The following is a 24,099-nucleotide window of genomic DNA, read 5'->3' as shown; positions in this document are numbered from 1 at the left end:
CAAGAAAATGCGATCGCAACACGTTCAATTATGGTCCAGTCTTCTGGAACCGTTGTTTTTGCGGGCTTATGCACTGCAATCTTTGCTTATTCCGTGCCAAATTCGCCACGGTGGGCGTAGCGCCATCAGCGGGCCAATGCGCTACACTGCCGCGCTTGTATTGATAGAAGATTTTGAAGGGAAAACATGACGTTCAAGGCGCCGGACAGTCTCGCCGAGCAAATCGCTCACCACCTCGCCGAACGCATCATTCGCGGCGATCTCAAGCCTGGGGAGCGGATCCAGGAGCAAAAGGTCACGCTGGCACTCAATGTCAGCCGTGGTTCCGTGCGTGAAGCCTTGCTGATCCTCGAACGTCGCCACCTGATCGCGATCCTGCCGCGCCGTGGCGCCCACGTCACCGAACTCACCGCGCACAAGGTGCAGAGCCTGTGTACGTTAATGGGCGAGATGTACATCCTGCTCGGCAATGCGGTTGCCGAAGGCTGGCAAAGCCAGGTCGACATGGCGCCGTTTCTGCAAATACAGCAGCGCCTGCAGCTCAGCTATGAGCGCGAGGACATCCGCGCCTTCGTTGAAGAAAGCTTCAATGTCATGCGCGCCGCGTACCCCTTCGCCAACAACCCCTATTTGCAGGAAACCGTCGAGAACCTGCAGCCAGCGATGAACCGTGCCTATTACCTGGCCCTGGATCAACGCAAGGCGTCCATGAGCGAGTACCTGGCCCTGTTCGAACAACTGCTCGCCGCTGTACTGGCCCGTGACCTGGTGCAGATTCGCCTGGTGCTGTCGGCCTACTGCCAGCGCAGTTCATCGCTGGTCATCGCCGCGTTGGCGGACGCCTAAACGTGCGGCTCAAGTGCATCAAACTGGCGGGGTTCAAATCCTTCGTCGACCCGACCACGGTGAACTTCCCCAGTAATATGGCGGCGGTGGTCGGGCCCAATGGTTGCGGCAAGTCGAACATCATCGACGCCGTACGCTGGGTGATGGGCGAGAGCTCGGCAAAAAACCTGCGCGGCGAATCGATGACCGACGTCATCTTCAACGGTTCCACCAGCCGCAAGCCCGTCAGCCAGGCCAGCATCGAACTGGTATTTGACAACTCCGACGGCACCTTGGTCGGCGAGTACGCGGCCTACGCCGAAATCTCGATCCGCCGCAAAGTGACGCGCGACAGCCAGAACAGTTACTTCCTCAACGGCACCAAGTGTCGCCGTCGGGACATCACCGATATTTTCCTCGGCACAGGCTTGGGCCCGCGCAGCTACTCGATCATCGAGCAGGGCATGATCTCCAAGCTGATCGAAGCCAAGCCCGAAGACCTGCGTAACTTTATCGAGGAAGCGGCCGGCATCTCCAAGTACAAGGAGCGCCGCCGCGAGACCGAAAACCGCATCCGCCGTACCCACGAGAACCTCGCCCGCCTGACCGACCTGCGCGAAGAGCTGGAGCGCCAGTTGGAGCGCCTGCACCGCCAGGCCCAGGCCGCCGAGAAGTACCAGGAATACAAGGGCGAAGAGCGCCAGCTCAAGGCACAACTGTCGGCCCTGCGTTGGCAAGCGTTGAATGACCAGGTTGGCCAGCGCGAAGCGATCATTGGCACCCAGGAAATCAGTTTTGAAGCGCTGGTGGCCGAGCAGCGCAATGCCGACGCCAGCATCGAACGCCTGCGTGATGGGCACCACGACCTGTCCGAGCGCTTCAATCTGGTGCAGGGCCGCTTCTATTCGGTGGGCGGCGATATTGCTCGCGTCGAGCAGAGCATCCAGCACGGCCAGCAGCGCTTGCGTCAGTTGCAGGATGATTTGAAGGAAGCCGAGCGCGCGCGCCTGGAAACAGAATCTCACCTGGGCCACGACCGCACGTTGCTGCTGACCCTCGGTGAAGAGCTGGACATGCTCACCCCCGAGCAGGAAATCACCAGCGCCGCCGCCGAAGAGGCCGCCGCCGCCCTGGAAGAAGCCGAAACCACCATGCACGGCTGGCAGGAGCAGTGGGACACCTTCAACCTGCAATCCGCCGAGCCGCGTCGCCAGGCCGAGGTGCAGCAGTCGCGCATCCAGCAACTGGAAACCAGCATGGAGCGCCTGGCCGAACGCCAGCGTCGTCTGCAGGAAGAGCGTGTGTTGCTCGCCGCCGACCCGGAAGACGCGGCAATCATGGCGCTGAGCGAGCAACTCGCCGAAAGCGAAATGACGCTCGAGGAGCTGGAAGCCAGCGAAGAACAACAAGTGGAGCGCCTGGAGCAATTGCGTCAGCAACTGCAACAGGCGACCCAGGCACAGCAGCAGGCCCAGGGTGATTTGCAGCGGCTCAATGGGCGCTTGGCGTCCCTCGAGGCATTGCAACAAGCCGCCTTGGACCCAGGCACCGGTACGGCTGAATGGTTGCGCGATCAGCATCTGGCCGAACGCCCGCGATTGGCGGAAGGCTTGAAGGTCGAGGCAGGTTGGGAGCTGGCGGTGGAAACCGTGCTCGGCGCCGACCTGCAGGCTGTGCTGGTGGATGATTTTGGCGGCTTTGACCTGGCCGGTTTTGCCCAGGGCGACTTGCGTTTGCTCAGCCCGGCGGCCGATGGCACGCGGGTGCCGGGCAGTTTGCTGGACAAGGTCGAAGCGGCGATTGATCTGTCGCCTTGGCTGGGCCAGGTTAAACCGGTTGAATCACTTGAGCAGGCCTTGGCCCAGCGCGGCCAGCTGGGCGTCGGTGAGAGCTTGATCAGCCGCGACGGCTACTGGGTCGGTCGCCATTTCCTGCGCGTACGCCGTGCCAGTGAAGCCGAAAGCGGCGTCCTGGCCCGAGGCCAGGAAATCGTCAACCTGAGCGCCGAACGCGAAGAACGCGAAGCCACCCTCGAAAGCCTGGAAACCGAACTGCAAACCCTGCGCGCCACCCAGCGCCAGCAAGAGACCGGCCGCGAACACCTGCGCCGCCTGTTGCAGGACGAAGCGCGCCAGCAAGGCGAACTCAAGGCCCAGCTCTCCGCGAGCAAAGCCAAGGCCGAACAACTGACCCTGCGCCGCACCCGGCTTGACGAAGAAGTCGCTGAGATGGGCGAACAACGCGCCCTCGAACACGAGCAGATCGGCGAGGCGCGCCTGCAGTTGCAGGAGGCCCTCGACAGCATGGCCCTCGACACCGAGCAACGTGAATTGCTGCTGGCCCAGCGCGACAGCCTGCGCGAACGCCTCGACCGCGTGCGCCAGGAAGCCCGCCAGCACAAAGACCACGCCCACCAATTGGCAGTGCGCCTCGGCTCCCTGCGCGCCCAGCACAACTCCACGGCTCAGGCCCTTGAGCGCCTGGAGATGCAATCGGAACGCCTCACCGAAAAGCGCGAGCAGTTGAGCCTCAATCTGGAGGAGGGCGAAGCGCCGTTGGAAGAGCTGCGCCTCAAGCTCGAAGAATTGCTCGACAAGCGCATGACCGTCGACGAAGAACTCAAGACCGCGCAGATCGCCCTGGAAGACGCCGACCGCGAATTGCGCGACGCCGAAAAACGCCGGACCCAGGCCGAGCAACAGTCCCAGCTTATCCGCGGTCAGCTCGAACAGCAGCGCATGGAATGGCAAGCCCTGACCGTGCGCCGCAAGACCCTGCAAGACCAATTGCTGGAAGACGGCTACGACCTGCACGGCGTGCTCAACACCCTGACCGCCCAGGCCAACGAGAAAGAGGCCGAAGAAGAACTCGAACGCATTGCTGCGCGTATCCAGCGACTGGGCGCGATCAACTTGGCGGCCATTGACGAATACCAGCAACAATCCGAGCGTAAACGTTATCTGGATGCCCAGAACGCCGACCTGGTGGAAGCGCTGGACACCTTGGAAAACGTGATCCGCAAGATCGACAAGGAAACCCGTAACCGCTTCAAAGATACCTTTGATCAGATTAATGCCGGTTTACAGGCGTTATTCCCAAAAGTTTTCGGCGGTGGCAGCGCTTACTTGGAACTGACGGGCGAAGATCTACTCGATACAGGGGTAACGATCATGGCGCGGCCTCCGGGCAAGAAGAACAGCACCATCCATTTGTTGTCCGGCGGCGAGAAAGCCCTGACCGCATTGGCCCTGGTATTTGCCATCTTCAAGTTGAACCCGGCGCCGTTCTGCATGCTTGATGAAGTTGACGCCCCGCTGGATGACGCTAACGTTGGACGGTACGCGCGGTTGGTCAAAGAGATGTCCCAGACCGTGCAGTTCATCTATATCACCCACAATAAGATCGCCATGGAAATGGCGGATCAGTTGATGGGTGTGACGATGCATGAGCCCGGCTGCTCGCGTTTGGTAGCGGTGGATGTCGAAGAAGCGATGGCGTTGGTGGAGTCTTGAGCCCTGCCGGGGGAGAATTTTTATAGCATGCGGTAAGACGCTTTACCGGTCTGGCGAAAGTGGCAAATGGACATATTTGTTCAAGCCATTTTGACAGACGGTGTAAAGTTATCTTTGGTCGTGCTAGTTTAATGTCAAATTTTCATATGCGTGGGCAAAACGTCAGTCAGAACATAGAGTTGGCGCCACGTTTTAAAGCGGTTTGCACAGTGCTAAACCCCTTATTTTTCAGCATTTTTTATTAGAGGCACGGGATTACATGGAAATCGGTCTGCGCGAGTGGCTGATCGTCATCGGCATCATTGTCATTGCCGGTATTCTTTTTGATGGCTGGCGCCGCATGCGCGGTGGCAAGGGGAAGCTTAAATTTCGTCTGGACCGCAACCTGTCCAACTTGCCTGACGACGACGGTGCCGCCGAGCTGCTGGGGCCGCCCCGTGTGCTCGATACCCATAAAGAACCTCAGTTGGACGAGCACGACTTGCCGTCGATGAGCGCGCCGCTGCGTGAAGCCCGCGAGCCGTCGTCCAAGCGTGGCAAGCGCGCCAGTGCCGGCGCTGCCGAGCCGCATCAGGGCGACTTGAACCTTGACGTCGATGAAGGCCCGAGCTTCAGCAGCCGCGACGATGATTTCCCGGACGAAAATGTGGGCAAGACCTCCAGCGCGCCGCGCCAATCGGTCAACGACCAGCCCGCCGCCGAAGAAGTGCTGGTGATCAGCGTGATCTGCCGCGACGCCGCCGGTTTCAAAGGCCCGGCCCTGCTGCAGAACATCCTGGAAAGCGGCCTGCGTTTTGGCGAGATGGATATTTTCCACCGTCACGAAAGCATGGCGGGTAACGGCGAAGTACTGTTCTCCATGGCCAATGCGGTCAAGCCGGGCACCTTCGACCTGGACGATATCGACCTGTTCAGCACCCCGGCAGTGAGCTTCTTCCTTGGCCTGCCAGGCCCACGTCACCCGAAACAAGCATTCGACGTGATGGTGGCCGCAGCCCGCAAGCTGTCCCAGGAACTGAATGGCGAGCTCAAGGACGACCAGCGCAGCGTCCTCACTGCGCAGACCATCGAACATTACCGTCAGCGCATCGTCGAGTTCGAGCGTCGCGCCCTGACACAGAAACGCTGAGGCCTGATCTTAAGCGTTGCCTGTAGAATCCGTGCACTAACATATTGAGCAGCTTCGGCTGCTCTTTTGCTTTATGAGAGAACACCCATGACCGCCGCCCCTACCCGCATCCTCGAACTGCGCGCTGAACTGGATCAGCACAACTACCGTTACCACGTCCTCGACGAGCCAAGCATTCCGGACGCCGAGTACGACCGGTTGTTCCATGAGCTCAAGGCCCTGGAGGCCGAGCATCCGGAGCTGATTACGCGGGACTCACCGACGCAGCGGGTCGGCAGTGCGGCGCTGTCGGCGTTCACGCAGGTGAAGCACGAGATTCCGATGCTCAGCCTGGGCAACGCGTTTGATGAAACCACCATGCTGGAGTTCGATCGCCGGGTGACCGAAGGTCTCGACCTGCCTGCAGGCGATCTGTTTGGCGGTGGCGCGGCGGTGGAGTACAGCTGCGAGCCCAAGCTGGACGGCCTGGCGGTCAGCCTGCTGTACCAGGATGGCGAGTTGGTACGGGGCGCTACCCGTGGCGACGGCACCACCGGTGAAGACATCAGCGTCAACGTGCGCACCGTGCGCAATATCCCATTGAAGCTGCACGGCAGCGGCTGGCCGGCCACCCTTGAGGTGCGCGGCGAAGTGTTTATGTCCAAGGCCGGTTTCGAGCGGCTCAACGCCTCGCAACTGGACGTCGGCGGCAAGACCTTCGCCAACCCGCGCAATGCGGCTGCCGGCAGCCTGCGCCAGTTGGACTCAAAGATCACTGCCAGCCGCCCGCTGGAATTTTGCTGTTATGGCGTGACCACCGATATCAGCGACAGCCACATTGGCAACCTGCAGCAACTGAAGCAGTGGGGCATGCCCATCAGTCACGAGCTGAAGCTGGCCAAGGGCATCCAGGATTGCCTGGAGTACTACCGTGATATCGGCGAGCGGCGGAACAGCCTGCCGTATGAGATCGACGGTGTGGTGTTCAAGGTCAACAGCATTGCCTCCCAGCGCGAACTGGGTTTCCGCGCCCGCGAACCGCGCTGGGCCATCGCGCATAAATTCCCGGCCCTGGAAGAGCTGACCGAACTGCTCGACGTCGAATTCCAGGTTGGCCGCACCGGTGCCGTCACGCCGGTGGCGCGCCTGAAGCCGGTCAAGGTCGCGGGTGTCACCGTGTCCAACGCGACCTTGCACAACATGGACGAAGTGGCGCGCCTGGGCGTGATGATCGGCGATACCGTGATCATCCGCCGTGCCGGTGACGTAATCCCACAAGTCGTGTCGGTGGTGCTTGAACGACGCCCGGAAACGGCGCGGCCAGTGCCGATCCCCGAGCGCTGCCCGGTGTGCGGTTCCCATGTGGAACGCACGCAACTGGTCAAGCGCAGCAAAGGCAAGGAAACCGTCAGCGAGGGCGCGGTGTACCGTTGCGTCGGCCGCCTGGCCTGTGGCGCGCAGCTCAAGCAGGCGATCATCCATTTTGTTTCGCGTCGTGCCATGGATATCGACGGCCTCGGCGACAAGACCATCGAACAGTTGGTGGATGAAAAACTCATCGGCTCGCCGGCGGATCTCTACAAACTGAAGTACGAGCAGATCATCGACCTGGAAGGCTTCGCCGATATTTCCAGCAAGAAGCTGATTAGCGCCATCGAAAACAGCAAGACCCCGACCCTGGCGCGCTTTATCTATGCCCTGGGCATTCCCGACGTAGGCGAGGAGACCGCCAAGGTGCTGGCGCGCTCCCTGGCCTCGCTGGAACGTGTGCAGAAGGCCTTGCCGGAAGTGCTGACGTACTTGCCGGACGTCGGTCTGGAAGTGGCGCACGAGATCCACAGCTTCTTTGAAGACAGCCATAACCAGGATGTGATCGGTGCGCTGCTGTCGCCGGATGAATGCGGTCTGCAATTGCAGGAGCAGGGCGACCTGAGTGCCGAATTCGCCGCCAGCACCACCTTGGGCGGCTTGCTCGACAAGTTGCACGTGCCGAGCGTCGGCCCGGGCGCTGCGCAGAAACTGGCGGACAAGTTCGGCACCCTCGAAGGCGTGATCAAGGCGGACTGGCTGGATATGCGCCAGGCCCTGCCCGAGAAACAGGCCAAGGCCGTACGCGACTTTTTTGACAACCAAGGCAATGCCAACCGCGCCCTGGCCATCGAGCAGCAGCTCAAGGACTTCGGCATGCACTGGCTGAGCGAGAAGAAAGTCGTCGAAGGTTTGCCCGAAGCCGGGCACACCTGGGTGCTCACCGGCTCCCTGGAGCTGATGAGTCGCGACGTGGCGAAGGAAAAACTCGAAAGCCTCGGCGCCAAGGTGGCGGGTTCCGTCTCGGCGAAAACCCATTGCGTGGTGGCGGGGCCGGGGGCGGGTTCCAAGCTGGCCAAAGCCAGCGAGTTGGGCTTGAAGGTATTGGATGAAGAAGCCTTCGTCGCCTTCCTCGCCAAGCACAACATCACGGTCTGATTCTTACTGAACGATCTCTTACTGGCGATGCTCAGAGTTCCTACGCGCGCCCCGTAGCAGCTGTCGAGCGCCAACGAGGCTGCGTTGGAGGCGATGCGGTGCAGGGCCCGACGCAGGATGGGCAGTGTTGCCGACGCAGTCTCGCTTAAGCTCGACAGCGGCTACGCGGTTATTTTTGGTACTCAAGACAGGAAGAGATCGCCATGTTCCGCTACTTCGAACAACTCAGTTCGCGCATCGCTGCACCGTTCGTAGCCGGCACGTCTCGCGATAGCAAGGTGTGGCAGTGCCGGTGCGGTCAATCGCTGTTTTTTCGCAACAGCCAATGCCTGGCCTGCCAGGCGTTGCTGGGGTATCAAGCGCAACAAAGTCGCCTGTCCTCCCTGCAGCCCGGTCCCGTCGAGGGCACCTGGCTACAGGACGACAACCTCGCCGCCGGCGCCTTCCGCCGCTGCGCCAACCTCGACACGCCGGCCGCCTGCAACTGGCTGATCCCGGCCCACAGCACGGCATCGCTGTGCGTGGCCTGCAGCTTGAACCGCACCATCCCCGACCTGTCGATCGCGGAAAACCACGACCGCTGGCGCAAGGTCGAGACCGCCAAGCGCCGCTTGGTCGCGCAACTGATCAGCTTGGGTTTGCGCGTTGTGCCAAAGAGTGCCGATGAAGATAACGGCCTGGCCTTCGACTTCGTTGGTATCGACCTGGAAGGCAACGCGCCCATGACCGGCCATGCGAACGGTCTGATCACCCTCGACATCAAGGAAGCCGACGACGCCCACCGTGAAAAAGTCCGTGTGCAAATGCGCGAACCCTATCGCACCTTGCTCGGGCACTTTCGCCATGAGGTCGGTCACTATTACTGGGATCGCCTGGTCGCCAATACCCATTGGCTTGAAGCGTTTCGCAACCTGTTCGGCGACGAACGCGCCAGTTATGCCGATGCGCTCGACCAGCACTACCAGAACGGGCCACGCCCCGACTGGCAGCAAACCTGCGTCAGTGCCTACGCCACCATGCACCCCTGGGAAGACTGGGCCGAAACCTGGGCCCACTACCTGCACATGATGGACGCGGTCGACACCGCCCTCGGCTTCGGCATGAGCGCCCGCACGATGGAGCTGGATTACCAGCCATTCCCGCTCAGCACGCTCTACGACCCTGAACACCCTGGCGGTGCAGCGTTCCTGTCGTTCGTCAATGCCTGGATCGAACTGGCCGGCATGCTTAACGAGCTGTCGCGCAGCATGGGCCAGCCGGATTTCTATCCCTTCGTGCTGCCACCGGCAGTAATCGCCAAGCTGCACTTTATTCACTTGGTGATCCAGGAAGAGGGCGGTAGGGCGGATGAGGTGGTACAGGCGCAGTAACTCGCCGTGTGTGGGAGCTGGCTTGCCTGCGATGGCATCACTCGGTAGCCCAGGCAGACCGAGTCGTCAGCATCGCGGGCAAGCCCGGCTACCACAGGGTTCTGTGTGGCTCCCTGGGGCGCAGACAAGTGCTTGAGCCCCTTCATATTTTTAATCCGGCCCCAACGGTTGTAACTTCCGATGAGATCGGTACAATGGCCCCGCTTGCCGAGAGGCAGGCGTCGTTATGGTGACCCCATCGGTCCCCCCGCAACGATTACCCGTGAACCTGGTCAGAGCCGGAAGGCAGCAGCCACAGCGGGAACATTGTGTGCCGGGGTGTGGCTGGTGGGGTTGCCTCCATAACGCTCTTTCTTGCAACACCTCATCACTTTCAATTCAAAAATGCTTTCACGCCATCTGCCATCGGGCAGTCCATGGCGGCATACTCCTATGCCTGGCATCCGGAGACAGCACACGTGGAAAAAGTCGACGACCTCACGCGCGAAAAACTGCGGGAATGGCAGATGCGGCGCCTGGAGATCAAGGACCGTATTCAATCGCATCCTGAACAGACCCTGGAATTGTCGAGGGTATTGGACCTGATGGACGACGAACACGCGCAAATCCTCAGCGAGGCGCAAATGATCCGGGTCGAGGAAGTGACGGATGCCCCCGCGCCGATCGCCCAGCCCGCGCCGCCACCACTCGCGGGCGCCTGCACGCTGCAATTGAATGTGGCCGCGCAGAGTGCCGAAGACTTGCGCAGGTTGCTCGAGATGGCGGTTTTCGAACTCCAGCAGCAGATCAATGCGATGGCCTCTGGAGCTGACTCGCCGGCCCACTGCGGCGGGATGTCAGGCTCCCTGGGCGAGTATCGGTTCGAACTGGGTAGCCAGGACCATGCCTGATCCACGCGACGTACGTCGGCCCCTGGCTGCGAGGAACTATGCAACCGGAACACTTTGATTTATCCAGCCCCGTCTTCCTGCCCGTCACGGACGAAACCTGCACCGCCCTGCTCGGCACGAACGGCGCCGAGGCCTTGGTCGGCCTGACGGACCCGGAGCTGGCCGCCGTGCTCGTCATCCAGAACCTGGCCCAGGCCGCGGAAAAAGACCTGACGTGCGCTGGCGCTGAACGCATCCTGGAAAAGTTGCTCGGCTGGGCAGTGGATTCACCGTCTTCGGGCGCTGCGACGTTGCTGTCTGAAGCGCAACGGCTGTTCGACCCGCGCAAGCTTTACTTTGGGTTTAACGCGCTCAAAAGCGTGAACCTGCGCCTGCTTTCAGCTGAAGAAGTGGCGGCGCGGGATTACCTGTTGCCTACGGGTAAATGGGATATCGGCTACAAGGTCCGCCATCTGCGCAGCAATGACCCGTTCAGCCAGCAAATGATTACACCCCGGCACCGCGAACGCTGGCTCAGCCCGGCTCAGGACAAGCTGGTGCGCACCTTTCGGGCCAACTTGAATGAAGACTTGCATGTTCAAGGCTACGCGGGCATCGGCAAGAGCCACCTGCTCGGCGCCTTGATGGAGTGCCTGCGGCCTGAACAGACCCTGATACTGGCGCGCACGCCAGCAAAGCTGGCGACTCTTCGCGAACGTATGGGGTTGGGGCGCGACAGCAAGGCCGGCTCGACGTTTGCCGGTTTCGCCAAGGCCCTGTTGCACGGGCCACGCCCGCCCGCGCAGGCAACGCCGGCCAGGTTGCCCGGCAAACTGGCCGTGGCGCAAACCCTGGATATCCATGGGTGGCGCGGCCACGAGGGTCCAGCGACCGTCGATGTGTGTCTCAAGGTGCTCGAACGCTATTGTCATTCCAGCCATCACAGCCTCTCGGCCAGGCATTTGCCGCATTTCAAACAACCGTTGTCAGGTGTGGATGCCCAGGTGTTACTGGAGTATTCCAGCCGTGTGTGGACTTACCTGGAGGCCAACCCGCAATGGGCCAGCCCACCCGAGTTCGCGGCGTTGTTGCTGATCAAGCGCGTGAGTCTCGACGGTTGCGTGGTGCCGCCTCGGTACACCCATGTATTGATCGATGAAAGCCAGGACATCCCGCCTTCGTTGTTGCAGATTATCGAACGCGGCCGCCAAGTGCTGATCACCCTCGGCGATGAGTACCAATTGGCCAGCGGTGTGATGGTCAGAAGAAAGCGCGAAGTCCGGCACACCGACATCAGCTATTCCGTGCGCTCGGGCCGCAACGTCGAGCGGCTGGTCAACCCGTTGATCAGCGTGCACTCGCAAAAGTGCAAGACCCCCTTCGAAGGCGCGCGGGATGCGGACGTCGGCATCGAACATTACCCCCAGGGCTTCGTGCCGCCGGAAGGCTGCGTGGTGTTGACCGCGTCGCCTTGGGACACGATGAAATGGGCCATTCAGTTGCAGCAGGCCAACTGCCCGTTCGGGTTACCCGACAACGCGGCGCAGCAGGATCTCCAGCGCTTCATGATCAGCGCCATCGCCCTGTTCAAGCCGCAGTTCTACAGCAACGAGCACAACGAGAACGGGCCGCACGTGTATTTCAGCGACATGGCTGACTGGCAACAGGTGCGTGATGCCAGCCAGTTTGATGAGTCGTTCCTGTGGGTCGAGAGTGAGCTGGAAAAAGGCTTCAATGTCGCCGATATCACACGCTTGAACCGCTTGGTCGGGGTCCCCGGCAAGCGTTGCCTGCTGATGCTGGCGGAAGAGGCGGGTGGCATGGAATTCAATCGGGTGCTGCTGACCCCTGAGCTGCTGACCAACGTGAAGTTCAAGGATGCCTACGCGTTCGATCAGCGGATCTGTGCCGTGTACATCGCAATTTCCCGCGCAAAGCAACAGCTTTACGTCCCTTACGATGTGGTCGAATGGCTCGAGTATCACCATTATCAGGGGTTCAGCGGGTCGCACGGTTACTGATATTACGGCCGGTACACCGGGAATGCCTTGATCACCGGGACAATTTCGGGGCCCATCGCCTCTACCGTTTTTGGCGGATCGCTCGGTGTTGGAATGTTCCTGGCAAAGTGAAAGATGATGGTCTGGCCGGTGCCACTGTCCCGGTAATATTTGAAGAAACTGACTTCAGAGAAACGTCCGTCCTTGCGCAGAGACTCGGGGAAATACATCACCAAATACACGATCCCGGTGGCATTGTCCGTCGCGAGGATCGACGGCATATTCGGGTTTTCCTGCTGGTGAAGCCGGACGGTATTCTTGGCGAGGTCGAGGGGTTCGAAACGGTTCATCTCGCGAGGGACCACGGTAAAATCCACCATCTCATTCCAGGCATCGACGCTTTCCTGCGCCGGGAAGTATTCCCATAGGCCGGGTTTCTGAAATTTCAGGACGAAGGTCTTGCCGTCGAACACCACCGATTTGGTTTCGGCAATGGATGGGCGCGACAGGTCGGGGGCAACAGTGGCTGGGGGCGAAGCGCAACCGCAGAGCAGGGCCAAGACAGACAAAACAACTAACGTGATTTTCATTTCAATCCTTGAAAATAATGTGAGGCAGGCATCTTGCGCGAGAGACAGTAGCCCAACAGGCGGCTGAATACTGCCTATCAGTCGAAAAACTGCGTGTTCCCGATCTGTCCTTGAGGGCTCCCTCACAGCTTTTAAAACACTTTCTGGACAACCCCAAACCGCCTTGCTAGTTTCCGCCAGCCACTTGTTGCAGAGTATGACAAGGGCGTGTAGTTGATATTGAAGTGCTATCACTTCTTTAACTAACAAGGATGTCTGTGATGAAAAGCCTGCAAGGGTTACCCCGTCTTATCAGTGCTTCGGTAGGGACTCCCGGTAAAGCCCGCAACTTGCCCGCCGATGTGCAGTGCATCCAGTATTTATTCAACCTGATCATTCCCAAACTGGGTTTTCCGCTGGCCGAGAACGGCAAGTGCGATGGCCAGTTGGTGCAGTGCATCAGCCAGTACCAGTTCCGTCACCTCAAATACGCCCACCCCGATGGCGTGATCGACCCCACCGGTCGCACCTTCAACAGCTTGATCGAAGAAGCGGTAAAGGTGCCGCTGAAGGCCTTCCCGAGCATGCGCATTCCGAGCTTTCTGAACGCATTCGGTAACAATCAGGGTGATGCAGTGCAGGCGACGGTCAACGTGTACCTGGACCGCATGCGCGCGATGATCGAAGCCGAGCGACGTAACCGCCAGTTAATGCTCCAGGCCACGTGCGACGGCGGCATGACGCTCTCCGATGCGGATTTTCAGAATGCCGCCAAGCAGTTGGGCAACGGCATTTCGGTGAATGTCATCAGGGCCTTCGCCACGGTTGAGTCCGGTGGTCGATCAGGTTTTGGGCCGGCCAAGTTGCCGATCATTGCGTTTGAAGGGCACCAGTTTCGCAAGTACACCAAGCATATCTACGACCAGGCGCACCCGTTGCTTTCGTACGTCTATGTAAGAAAGGCCGGGCCGCAGTGGCAGGTCAATAACAAGGATCAGGTCAAGGCCTGGGAAACCATGGCCACCGCCTTCGCCCTGGATCAGGAAGCGGCGTTGATGTCGGCGTCGTGGGGCATGTTTCAGACCATGGGGTTCAACTACGCCTCATGCGGTTACAAGACGGTGTTTGAGTTTGCCGCGGCATTGAAAGTGAATGTCGGTAACCAACTGAAGGCGTTTCTCGCGTTTTGCGCTAACAGCTCAGCGTTGATGACGGCCATGAAAGCCAAGGATTTCACTTCCATGGCGCGAAACTATAACGGCAAGGACTACGGCAACTATGACGTCCTGATGAAAGAAGCCTACGAGAAACTTGAAGGGAAAAAATAAGATGATCCGTTTTCTAGCAGTGGGTGTGTTGTCGTTGTGCGCCGTAGCGCCTGCCTTGGCCGGTGCACCCGCGTTGCATTCGGGCAAGTACGAGGGGTTGATGCTGGCGGTGACGCCCGAGCATCAGGTCGAAGGCTATTACGCAGAAGCGATGGGTGAGGGTGTCACGCGCAGTTGCACGTTCTACCTGCAAGGCAAGCCTGACGCGCTGACCACCTGGAACGATGAGGCCTACCCTGGCAGCGTGGCGCCTTCTTCGGACGGCGTGACCCTGACCGTAAAAGAGGGCCGCCAGCACCCCGGTTGCTTGAATGTGCTGATGCCGGAGATCGCCACCGGCCTGGACTTGACCCAGACCGCCAACAAGAAATGGATCGGCCTGGTGACGGTGTCCGCCGACAAGGCGTACTTGCTGAAAACCCCAACTGCCAAGCCCGTGAAACGCCCCTACATTGTCAAAAACGACGTGGTCGGCGTGCTGGCCTTTAAGGATGGTTGGGCGCAGGTCGAATTCATCAATGCGCAGAGCCGTTCGTTTACCGGTTGGATCAGCCAGGATCAGTACAGCCGTTTGTCTGCGCCTAAACCCTAGACACGCGCAGCCCAACTCAGAACCTCCGATTACGCCGCAACGTGCCACGCACGTTGCGGCGTTTTCATGCCTGGGTTCAGGCTTTGTTGCGGTTGAACAGCTTACGGATCACGGCGAACAACGCCACCACGCCTATCACCAGGAACTTCTTCGCGGCCAGCAGGAAGATGCCGATCTTGGCGAACAATCCGGCTTTGGCCGCAATCCCGCCGGCGACCAACGCCGCGAGGCCGTAAGTGGCAAGCTTGTCGGTGCTCGGGTTGAAGTCGGTGTACAGGTTGCCGTCGGTGAAGTTGGTGAAGGCCAAGACCTTGGGCAATTCCTGCTTGATGGTGGGCAGGTCGGTCATGGCGGCGACGGCGTTGAGTTCCAGCACGCCTTCACGGCCCAGCACGCGGATGCTGTAGTTGAGGGTGGTCTGCTCGGCGTCGTCGGCCTTCAGTTCGCGGGCCCAATACATCTTGTGGGTGGTGTCGTCGTAGTGCGGCGGCTCGGCCCAGCCCAGCAAGTGCAGGCCGGCGTAGCCTTGTTGCTGGCGTTCTTTGTTTTCGGCCTCGTCTTCTTCCTGCATTTGTTTGAGCAGTTCGGCGTAGTCGATTTTTGCGGCGTCCTCGTCGGAAATGTGCCCGTCGGCCTTGTAGCTGACGATCACGCCCCAGCCACGTTCCGACAGTGGGCTAACGGCTTTCGGCACGATCATGCCCAGGGTCTTGAAGCCCGGCGGGTTGCCCCAGCCGTCCGTCAGCAAGCGCTCGGTGTCGGCGGGGTCGAGGTAATAGAACTCGTCGTTGAGCTTGAGGGTTGCTATGCCACTGGGCAGGGTGACCGTGCCGGTCTTCTGCTTGAGGGACTTGAGGAAGTGCTCGGCCGTTTCGGCGGGCGCACTGGCTTCAACGGGCGCGGGTGTGGAAGCGGCAAAGGCGGGGGCGGCAGGCAGGCTCAAAACGGCCGCCGCCAACAACAGGCGGAAGTAATTCATGGTAGTCCCTTACATTTTGAATTAATTTCGCAAAATAATAACTGAAAGAACCTGTTACGGGTTAGCCAAAAGTCTCCCGCAACAACCCGGCAAACGCATCCCGCGCCAGGTGCCGCTGGGTGTCCTTGTGCCAGAACAGCAAATTGTCCACGGCCTGCAGTTCATCAAACCGGTACGACGCCAACTGATTGGCCTGCTCATAGCGGGCCAGGATGCCTTCCGGCGCGAGCGCCACGCCAATCCCCGCGCTGACACAACCGATGATCGTGCCCCAACTGGCATAGCTGGCGATAGCCGGCTTGAAGTCATGGGGCTTGACCCAGTTCTCCAGCGCCGCCCGATACGGGCAGCCGGGCGGCCACACCAGCAGGGTACGGCCGGCGAGGTCCTCGGCGCTGCGGATTGGTGCGCTGGAGGCGCTGGCGATCAATACGAGGTGTTCGCTGTAGACCACGCTGTGCTCGAGCTTCGCGCGTTTGTTGCCGGCTGCCACCAGCGCCACATCCAGGCGGTGGTGTTGCAGGTCATCGAGCAGTTCACCCCAGGCACCGGTGACCAACTCCAGGCTGACATCCGGGTAGCGCCGGTGATATTCCGCCAGCAGCGGCGGCAGACGGCCGCTGGCGCTGGACTCCACCGCACCGATGCGCAGGGTGCCACGGGGAATGGCGTTGGCATCCACCGCGCGTTTGGATTCGTCCACCAATGCCAGGATGTGCTCGCAATACTCCAGGAATATCTCACCGGCAGCACTGATCGCCAGCCCGCGCCCGGCGCGGATAAACAGCGGCGTGCCCAGCTCGCCTTCCAACTGCTTGATACGCGTGGTGATGTTGGACGGCACACAGTGCAATTGCAGGGCGGCCTGGGCCACGCTGCCGGTCTGCGCCACGGCTCGCACCATTTTCAGTTGGGCCAGTTCCATTACTCAGTTCCAGTGATTTCAGAAGTCAGAAACGCTTAATTGTCCTACGCCTTGCCCGGGCCAAGACTGACGGCATTCCTTCTCAGTTTTCGGATGCCATCGATGAACACCCCGTCGCCCCTGAAGCTTACGCTAGTCATCGCCAGCGTCATCCTCTGTTGGGCCTATTCGCCGATTGGCGTGCACATGGGGCTGCACAGCTACAGCCCCGGGCAGCTCGCGCTGCTGCGGTTTCTGATCGCTTCGGTGTTCATGGCCGGTGTGGCGCTGGTGATGGGCATCGGCCGGCCGCGTCTGCGGGATGTGCCGTGGCTGCTGGTGTTGAGCTTTTTCGGGGTGTTCCTGCATCACACCAGCCTCAATTATGGACAGCAATTCGTGAGTGCCGCGGCGTCCAGCGTACTGGCGCAATCGGCACCCCTGTTCAGTGTTTTGATCGCGTTTTTCTGCTTGAAGGAGCGAGTCAGCCTCTGGCGCTGGAGCTGCGTGTTGCTTGGCTTGCTCGGCGTGCTGGTGGTGATCTGGGGCGATCACGGCGTGGGCGATATCGACCCGCGCGGTTCGCTGATCCTGCTGGCGGCGGTGTCGTGGAGCCTGTACTTCGTCATCCAGAAACACTATGCCCATCGCTATAGCCCGCTGACGATGGCGTGCTACATGGTGTGGGTGGGCACGTTGATGCTCTGCGTGAACCTGCCAGGCCTGCCCGCTGCCGTGATGCAGGCGCCGCTGTCGGAGAACCTTGCAGTGCTGGTGCTCGGGATTTTCCCCAGCGCTTTGGCGTACCTGGCGTGGGGCTACGTGTTGAAGCATGTCGAGGTCAGCCGCGCCTCGGTGGCGATGTACCTGATCCCGCCGGTCGCCATGGTGATGGCGGCGACGTTGCTGGGTGAGCACATCGCCCTGCAAGTGGTGCTGGGCGGCGTGATTGTATTGGCCAGCGTGGCAGCGATCAGTCTGGAGGGGCGTTTACGCTGGCCTCTCCGGTATACAGCTTGATGATTTCGTCGATCTCGCCCGATATCTTCATCCGCAATAAGGTGCGCAGGATTTTTTGCACGGGCACATTCGGATCATTGCGCACGGTGCAGCCCAGGTTCTGTTGATCGATCACCGCGACCTTGTGCAGGCGTTTGCCGACCGGCATCCGCTGGTTGAACCGGTCGAGTGTCCATTCATTGGTCACGGCGAACTTGAAGCGCCCGGCCACCAGTTTTTGCAGCACCTGCTCTTCGCTGCGGGCATCGTCACGGCTGAGCTGGCCGCTGGCAAACAAAGGCTCAAGGGTGGCGTAGCGATAATTGAGCACCGTGCCGATGGCTTGTGGCGCAAGTTTGACAACCTGAACCGGCTGCGCAGGGATATGGGTGCTGATCAACAGGTTGCGCTGCACCATCAACGGGATACTCCACGTGTAGTCACCGGACAAGTTGTCGACCCAGGCCTGGGTGACATAACAGCGCACATCAATCTCGCCATGCTCCATAGCGCTGGCAATTCGCGCGCGAGCCAGTACGTGGAATTCGGCCGGGTGGCCGACCTGGGTGGCCAGGCTCAACATCAGGTCATACAAAATGCCTTGGGTGGGCTGTCCGCCCTCCAATTGCACCATGGGCATCGCCCAGCTGTCGGAAACCGAGAAACGCAACGGTGCGGGCGCTGCCAGGCTTGCCGTGGTAATCATCCATAAGGCGCCCAGGACTACGCGCATATGCTCTCCGGGTTCAGGCCTTTTTGGGGCCAATCAGGCAAGCTTAGTCAGATTAGGCGAGCGTGCCGGATGCAATTTCCCCCTTGCTCCGCTAGCATTACCGGCTTCCGCTTCCCAGTTGCGACGGTTTTCGATGAGTTATCAGGTTCTTGCACGTAAATGGCGTCCGCGCTCGTTCCGCGAAATGGTCGGCCAGACCCATGTGCTCAAGGCTCTGATCAATGCCTTGGACAGCCAACGGCTGCACCATGCCTACCTGTTCACCGGTACCCGGGGAGTGGGCAAGACCACCATTGCGCGCATCATCGCCAAATGCCTGAACTGTGAAACCGGTATCACTTCGACGCCCTGCGGCACCTGCTCGGTGTGCAAGGAAATCGACGAAGGGCGTTTTGTCGACCTGATCGAGATCGACGCCGCGAGCCGTACCAAGGTCGAAGACACCCGCGAGCTGCTGGATAACGTGCAGTACGCGCCGAGCCGTGGCCGCTTCAAGGTCTACCTGATCGACGAAGTGCACATGCTGTCCAGCCATTCCTTCAACGCCTTGTTGAAAACCTTGGAAGAGCCGCCGCCCTACGTCAAATTCATCCTGGCCACCACCGACCCGCAGAAACTACCTGCAACTATTCTGTCGCGGTGCCTGCAGTTCTCCCTGAAAAACATGACCCCCGAGCGAGTGGTCGAGCATTTGACCCACGTGCTGGGCGTCGAGAACGTACCGTTTGAAGACGACGCCTTGTGGCTGCTCGGCCGCGCCGCCGATGGTTCGATGCGGGACGCCATGAGCCTCACCGATCAGGCCATCGCCTTTGGTGAAGGCAAGGTCATGGCCGCCGACGTGCGCGCCATGCTCGGCACCCTCGACCACGGTCAGGTATTCGACGTGCTGCACGCGCTGATCGAAGGCGACGCCAAGGCGTTGCTCGAAGCCGTGCGTCACCTGTCGGAGCAAGGCCCGGACTGGAACGGCGTGCTGTCGGAAATCCTCAATGTGCTGCACCGCGTTGCCATCGCCCAGGCTCTGCCGGAAGGTGTCGACAATGGCCATGGCGACCGCGACCGCGTGCTGGCCCTGGCCCAGGCATTGCCGGCCGAAGATGTGCAGTTCTACTACCAGATGGGCCTGATCGGTCGCCGGGACCTGCCTTTGGCGCCGGACCCGCGCGGTGGCTTTGAAATGGTGCTGCTGCGCATGCTGGCCTTCCGGCCCGCCGACTCGGCCGATGCGCCGAGACAGCCGCTAAAGCCAGTGGGGATCAGCCAGGCCACAGTTGATTCCGCCAAACCAGTGGCTGGCGCGGCGGTGGTTGCGCCAGTGGTGGCTGCGCCCGCGCCGGTCGCACCGGCACCTGAGCCTGAGCCCGTGGTTGCTGCGCCAGTGGTCGAGCCGGAACCGATGGTCGAGCCTGAGCCGGTCGTCGATTTGCCTTGGAATGATCCGGTAGACGCCGACGCTGAAGTCGAGCAGGTGCCTGCCGTGGAGCCCGTGCTGGAAACCAGCAGCGAGCAGCCCGAGCTGACGCCGATGCCCACGCCGACCCCGGACAGCGTGGTGCCGGATGCCCCTGAGTGGGCCTCTGCGCCTGTCCCCGAACCAACCGTGGCCCAAGTGGAAGCTGCCACCCCAGGCATCGACCTCGACGACGAACCGCCGCTGGACGAAGACTATATCGAGCCGGACATGGATTCGGCCTACAGCTACCTGGACGACCTGGCCAGCGAACACACCGCCGAGCCGGCCCCTGAGCCCGAGGCGGAACCCGCTGCAGCCCCGGCCACCGGCCTGGCCCTGCAATGGCTGGAGCTGTTCCCGAAACTGCCGATCTCCGGCATGACCGGCAGCATCGCCGCCAACTGCACACTGATTTCCATTGAGGGCGACCACTGGCTGTTGCACCTGGACCCGGCCCACAGCGCCCTGTTCAACGCGACCCAGCAGCGCCGCCTGAACGATGCGCTGAACCAGTACCATGAGCGCACGCTGACCATCGCCATCGAGCTGATCAAGCCTGAGCAGGAAACCCCGGCCCAGGCCGCGAGCCGCCGGCGTATCAACCGCCAGCGTGAAGCAGAGGACTCGATCCACGCTGATCCGCTCATCCAGCAAATGATGCAACAGTTCGGTGCGGTCGTCCGTCACGATACTATTGAACCCGTCGAAGCCCCGGTGCCCCAAGCGTCATAACACCGGGCTACTCATTGATCCACGTACTTTTGAGGTGATTCCCATGATGAAAGGTGGCATGGCCGGCCTGATGAAGCAGGCGCAGCAGATGCAGGAAAAGATGGCCAAGATGCAGGAAGAACTGGCCAACGCCGAAGTCACCGGTAAGGCCGGTGGCGATATGGTCAGTGTGGTAATGACCGGTCGTCACGACATCAAGCGCGTGAGCATCGACCCAAGCGTATTGCCAGGCACCAGCGAAGATGACCTGGAAATGCTCGAGGCGCTGTTCGCCGCGGCCGTCAACGACGCCGTGCGCAAGATCGAAGCCAACAGCCAGGAAAAAATGGGCGGCGTGACCGCTGGCATGCAATTGCCACCGGGCATGAAGCTGCCGTTCTGACCGGCAAGCTTTAGCTAGACTCCAATGCCAGGCCTCGTGCCTGGCATTTTTTTTACTCGCCCGTAGCAGCTGTCGAGCGCCAGCGAGGCTGCGTGGGGGCGCCTCGGATATTCGCCTGGCGCAAGACATTGGTGTGGCCGACGCAGCCTCGCTGGCGCTCGACAGCTGCTACGAGTCGGTGACTCTATAGAACCTCGAGGTATCAGCCGGTGTCTGCACCCTATACCGATGAATTCGATAAAGGAGCCCCCTCATGTCTCAAGAACCGATCCTGAACCAGCGCATTGTCCTGGTCTCACGCCCGCAGGGCGCCCCCACCCCGGAAAACTTCCGCCTGGAGCGGGTGAATCTGCCGGACCTGGCAGACGGCCAGGTCCTGCTTAAGACGCTGTACCTGTCACTTGACCCGTATATGCGCGGACGCATGAGCGACGCACCGTCCTACGCAGCGCCGGTGGAAATCGACGAAGTGATGACCGGTGGCGCTGTCAGCCGTATCGAGCAGTCGCGTAATCCGAAATTCGAAGTAGGCGACCTGGTAGTCGGTGCTACCGGCTGGCAGAGCCACAGCATTTCCGATGGTCGCAACCTGATGCCGGTGCCAAAAGGGCTCGCCAGCCCGTCGATGGCCCTGGGTGTGCTGGGCATGCCGGGCATGACCGCCTACATGGGGCTGATGGACATCGGCCAGCCCAAGGAGGGGGAAACCCTGGTAGTGGCAGCGGCATCCGGCGCGGTCGGTTCGGTGGTGGGGCAGGTGGCCAAGCTCAAGGGCTTGCGCGTCATCGGGATCGCCGGGGGGGCGGACAAGTGCCGCTACGTGGTGGACGAATTGGGCTTTGATGCCTGCATCGACCATAAGAGCGAGGACTTTGCCAACGAATTGGCGCAGGCGTGCGACAAGGGCGTGGACATCTATTTCGAGAACGTCGGCGACAAAGTCTTCGACGCCGTGGTGCCCTTGCTCAACCCCAAGGCGCGCATTCCGCTGTGCGGGTTGATCGCCGGCTACAATGCCCATGAAGCCCCCAGCGGGCCGGACCGGTTGCCGGCCTTGCAGCGTACGTTGCTGACCAAGCGTGTGCGCATCCAGGGTTTTATCGTGTTCGACGACTACGGTGATCGCCAGCCCGAGTTCCTCAGCGCCATGGCGCCGTGGGTGCGCGATGGCAAGATCAAGTTCCGCGAAGATGTGGTCGACGGCCTGGAGCAGGCGCCCGAAGCCTTCATCGGTTTGCTGGAGGGACGCAACTTCGGCAAGTTGGTGGTGCGCGTCGCACAGGATTGAGCATTTGACGCTAATCCGAGGCGCGGGTATAAACCGCGTCTCGTTGTTTTGTCGGACCTTTCGCCCATGAGCTTCAGCCCCCTGATTCGCCAACTGATCGACGCCCTGCGCACTTTGCCGGGCGTGGGCCAGAAAACCGCCCAGCGCATGGCGCTGCAACTGCTGGAGCGTGATCGCAGCGGCGGCACCCGGTTGGCCCAGGCCCTGAGCCAGGCCATGACCGGAGTGGGCCACTGCCGCCAGTGCCGCACCCTCACCGAAGAGGAACTCTGCCCGCAATGTGCCGACCCGCGCCGCGACGACACGCTGCTGTGCGTGGTGGAAGGGCCGATGGATGTGTACGCGGTGGAACAGACGGGCTATCGCGGGCGCTACTTCGTGCTCAAGGGCCACCTGTCGCCGCTGGACGGCTTGGGCCCGGAAGCCATCGGCATTCCGCAACTGGTGGCGCGAATTGAAGAGCAGGGCACCTTTACCGAAGTGATCCTGGCCACCAATCCGACGGTGGAAGGTGAGGCGACCGCGCATTACATCGCCCAACTCCTGAGTAACAAAGGCCTGATCACCTCGCGCATCGCCCATGGCGTGCCGCTGGGTGGCGAGTTGGAATTGGTGGACGGTGGGACGCTGGCGCATTCCTTCGCCGGTCGCAAACCCATCGCCCTCTAAAGGCACACCGCACTACAACGGTGGGAGCTGGCTTTGTATTGTTGGTGAAATCTGCATCCGGCTTGATAACCAAGCAAGCGCTTGGTAATTTTGCTCCACCTCTCCGTGGAGCTTGCCGATGTCTGCCTATCAGGACTACTTCGACCCCAGCCACCAATTGGTCCGCGACAGCGTGCGCCGTTTTGTCGAACGCGAAATGTTGCCCGGCGTCGAGCAGTGGGAAGAGGCCGAGAGTTTTCCCCGAGCGCTGTACCTCAAGGCCGGCGCGGCGGGGATACTGGGCATCGGTTACCCCGAAGCCCTGGGGGGCAGCCATGAAGGTGATCTGTTCGCCAAAGTGGCCGCCAGCGAGGAGTTGATGCGCTGCGGCTCCGGCGGCGTGGTGGCGGGGCTGGGTTCGCTGGATATCGGCCTGCCGCCTGTCGTCAAGTGGGCGCGACCCGACGTCCGTCAGCGCGTAGCGCCGCTGGTGTTGTCGGGTGAGAAGATCATCGCCCTGGCTGTCACAGAGCCGGGCGGCGGTTCCGACGTGGCCAGCCTGCAAACCCGCGCCGTTCGCGACGGCGACCACTACCGCGTCAGCGGCAGCAAGACCTTTATCACCAGCGGCATCCGCGCCGATTTCTACACCGTGGCCGTGCGCACCGGCGGGCCGGGCTTTGCCGGTATCAGCCTGCTGCTGATCGAAAAAGACACCCCCGGTTTTACCGTCGGCCAGCCTCTGAAGAAAATGGGCTGGTGGGCGTCGGACACGGCTGAATTGTTCTTCGACGATTGCCGGGTGCCGGTGGGCAACCTGATCGGCGCCGAGAACATGGGGTTCGCCTGCATCATGGGCAACTTCCAGAGCGAACGCCTGGCCTTGGCCCTTATGGCCAACATGACCGCACAGTTGGCACTTGAGGAAAGCCTCAAATGGGCCGCGCAACGCGAAGCCTTCGGCAAGCCTATCGGCAAATTCCAAGTGATCAAGCATCGCCTGGCGGAAATGGCCACCGCCGTTGAAGTCTCCCGCGAATTCACCTATCGCCAGGCGGCAAAGATGGCCGCCGGAAAAAGTGTGATCAAGGAAATTTCCATGGCCAAGAATCTCGCCACCGACACCGCCGACCGCGTGACGTTTGACGCCGTGCAGATACTCGGGGGCCAGGGGTATATGCGTGGGAGCCTGGTGGAGCGGCTGTATCGGGACAACCGCATCCTGTCCATCGGGGGAGGGACCCGGGAAGTGATGAATGAAATCATCAGCAAGCAGATGGGGTTGTGAGCTGCAGCGTTCTTTCGGGCCTCATCGCAGGCAAGCCAGCTCCCACAGATA

19 protein-coding genes and 1 other RNA gene are annotated in these 24,099 nt (G+C 61.0%); 16 read left to right on the top strand and 4 right to left on the bottom strand.

The window, feature by feature from the left end; translation table 11 throughout:
* Positions 1–186 precede the first annotated feature (186 nt).
* The 8 genes from AB4O35_RS26915 (at position 187) to AB4O35_RS26880 (ending at position 12,171) form a co-directional block, all read left to right on the top strand.
* Complete coding sequence (locus AB4O35_RS26915; RefSeq protein ID WP_065946238.1) at positions 187–846, top strand: GntR family transcriptional regulator; 660 nt, start codon at positions 187–189, stop codon at positions 844–846.
* Between the two features lie 2 nt (positions 847–848).
* Complete coding sequence (gene smc, locus AB4O35_RS26910; protein ID WP_065946237.1) at positions 849–4,337, top strand: chromosome segregation protein SMC; 3,489 nt, start codon at positions 849–851, stop codon at positions 4,335–4,337.
* A gap of 259 nt (positions 4,338–4,596) precedes the next feature.
* On the top strand, positions 4,597–5,466 hold the full coding sequence (gene zipA / locus AB4O35_RS26905) for a cell division protein ZipA (RefSeq protein ID WP_049712020.1): 870 nt from the start codon (positions 4,597–4,599) through the stop codon (positions 5,464–5,466).
* 87 nt (positions 5,467–5,553) lie between these two features.
* Complete coding sequence (gene ligA, locus AB4O35_RS26900; protein WP_065946236.1) at positions 5,554–7,911, top strand: NAD-dependent DNA ligase LigA; 2,358 nt, start codon at positions 5,554–5,556, stop codon at positions 7,909–7,911.
* A 203-nt stretch (positions 7,912–8,114) separates the two neighbouring features.
* On the top strand, positions 8,115–9,281 hold the full coding sequence (locus tag AB4O35_RS26895) for a zinc-binding metallopeptidase family protein (RefSeq protein WP_065881252.1): 1,167 nt from the start codon (positions 8,115–8,117) through the stop codon (positions 9,279–9,281).
* 236 nt (positions 9,282–9,517) lie between these two features.
* Positions 9,518–9,614: signal recognition particle sRNA small type (gene ffs, locus AB4O35_RS26890), an RNA gene on the top strand.
* Between the two features lie 125 nt (positions 9,615–9,739).
* Complete coding sequence (locus tag AB4O35_RS26885; protein ID WP_065873857.1) at positions 9,740–10,171, top strand: hypothetical protein; 432 nt, start codon at positions 9,740–9,742, stop codon at positions 10,169–10,171.
* A gap of 38 nt (positions 10,172–10,209) precedes the next feature.
* A complete protein-coding gene (locus AB4O35_RS26880) occupies positions 10,210–12,171 on the top strand; it encodes a hypothetical protein (protein ID WP_065946235.1) in 1,962 nt (653 codons plus the stop codon).
* A 2-nt stretch (positions 12,172–12,173) separates the two neighbouring features.
* On the opposite strand, the gene AB4O35_RS26875 is transcribed toward AB4O35_RS26880, so the two are convergent.
* Complete coding sequence (locus AB4O35_RS26875; RefSeq protein WP_065873855.1) at positions 12,174–12,740, bottom strand: hypothetical protein; 567 nt, start codon at positions 12,738–12,740, stop codon at positions 12,174–12,176.
* Positions 12,741–13,000: 260 nt separating this feature from the next.
* Here AB4O35_RS26875 and AB4O35_RS26870 point away from each other — a divergent pair, with 260 nt between their 5' ends.
* Positions 13,001–14,047, top strand: coding sequence for an N-acetylmuramidase family protein (locus AB4O35_RS26870; RefSeq protein ID WP_065889799.1), 1,047 nt, complete (start codon positions 13,001–13,003; stop codon positions 14,045–14,047).
* A 1-nt stretch (position 14,048) separates the two neighbouring features.
* The gene (locus AB4O35_RS26865) at positions 14,049–14,639 is read left to right on the top strand and encodes a hypothetical protein (protein ID WP_065889797.1); all 591 of its coding nucleotides are present in this window, start codon (positions 14,049–14,051) and stop codon (positions 14,637–14,639) included.
* A gap of 76 nt (positions 14,640–14,715) precedes the next feature.
* Here the strand turns inward: AB4O35_RS26865 and AB4O35_RS26860 are convergent, their stop codons facing one another.
* Positions 14,716–15,618, bottom strand: coding sequence for a DUF2167 domain-containing protein (locus AB4O35_RS26860; protein ID WP_065873852.1), 903 nt, complete (start codon positions 15,616–15,618; stop codon positions 14,716–14,718).
* 61 nt (positions 15,619–15,679) lie between these two features.
* Positions 15,680–16,543, bottom strand: coding sequence for a LysR family transcriptional regulator (locus AB4O35_RS26855; RefSeq protein WP_065946234.1), 864 nt, complete (start codon positions 16,541–16,543; stop codon positions 15,680–15,682).
* A gap of 102 nt (positions 16,544–16,645) precedes the next feature.
* Here AB4O35_RS26855 and AB4O35_RS26850 point away from each other — a divergent pair, with 102 nt between their 5' ends.
* Positions 16,646–17,542: a DMT family transporter gene (locus AB4O35_RS26850; RefSeq protein ID WP_065881240.1), complete on the top strand. Its 897-nt coding sequence runs from the start codon at positions 16,646–16,648 to the stop codon at positions 17,540–17,542.
* Here AB4O35_RS26850 and AB4O35_RS26845 read toward each other — a convergent pair.
* Positions 17,496–18,254 carry a substrate-binding periplasmic protein gene (locus tag AB4O35_RS26845; protein WP_065889791.1) on the bottom strand — a complete coding sequence of 253 codons (759 nt, stop codon included), beginning with the start codon at positions 18,252–18,254 and terminating at the stop codon, positions 17,496–17,498. The two genes, AB4O35_RS26850 and AB4O35_RS26845, sit on opposite strands and share 47 nt — an antisense overlap.
* A gap of 133 nt (positions 18,255–18,387) precedes the next feature.
* Between AB4O35_RS26845 and dnaX the strand changes: the two genes are divergently transcribed.
* The 5 genes from dnaX (at position 18,388) to AB4O35_RS26820 (ending at position 24,048) form a co-directional block, all read left to right on the top strand.
* Positions 18,388–20,442 (top strand): DNA polymerase III subunit gamma/tau, encoded by a 2,055-nt coding sequence (gene dnaX, locus AB4O35_RS26840; protein ID WP_065946233.1) that lies wholly within the window; start codon positions 18,388–18,390, stop codon positions 20,440–20,442.
* Positions 20,443–20,485: 43 nt separating this feature from the next.
* Complete coding sequence (locus AB4O35_RS26835) at positions 20,486–20,824, top strand: YbaB/EbfC family nucleoid-associated protein (protein WP_049712036.1); 339 nt, start codon at positions 20,486–20,488, stop codon at positions 20,822–20,824.
* A gap of 253 nt (positions 20,825–21,077) precedes the next feature.
* Positions 21,078–22,112 carry an NADP-dependent oxidoreductase gene (locus AB4O35_RS26830; RefSeq protein WP_065873847.1) on the top strand — a complete coding sequence of 345 codons (1,035 nt, stop codon included), beginning with the start codon at positions 21,078–21,080 and terminating at the stop codon, positions 22,110–22,112.
* Between the two features lie 66 nt (positions 22,113–22,178).
* Positions 22,179–22,781, top strand: coding sequence for a recombination mediator RecR (gene recR / locus AB4O35_RS26825; protein WP_065873846.1), 603 nt, complete (start codon positions 22,179–22,181; stop codon positions 22,779–22,781).
* Between the two features lie 118 nt (positions 22,782–22,899).
* Positions 22,900–24,048: an acyl-CoA dehydrogenase family protein gene (locus tag AB4O35_RS26820; RefSeq protein ID WP_065881235.1), complete on the top strand. Its 1,149-nt coding sequence runs from the start codon at positions 22,900–22,902 to the stop codon at positions 24,046–24,048.
* Positions 24,049–24,099: the final 51 nt, after the last annotated feature.

The organism is Pseudomonas sp. H1_A03 (genome assembly GCF_054685145.1).
The sequence above is the reverse complement of the archived record's forward strand: the minus strand, read 5'-3'. Positions and strand labels throughout refer to the sequence as shown.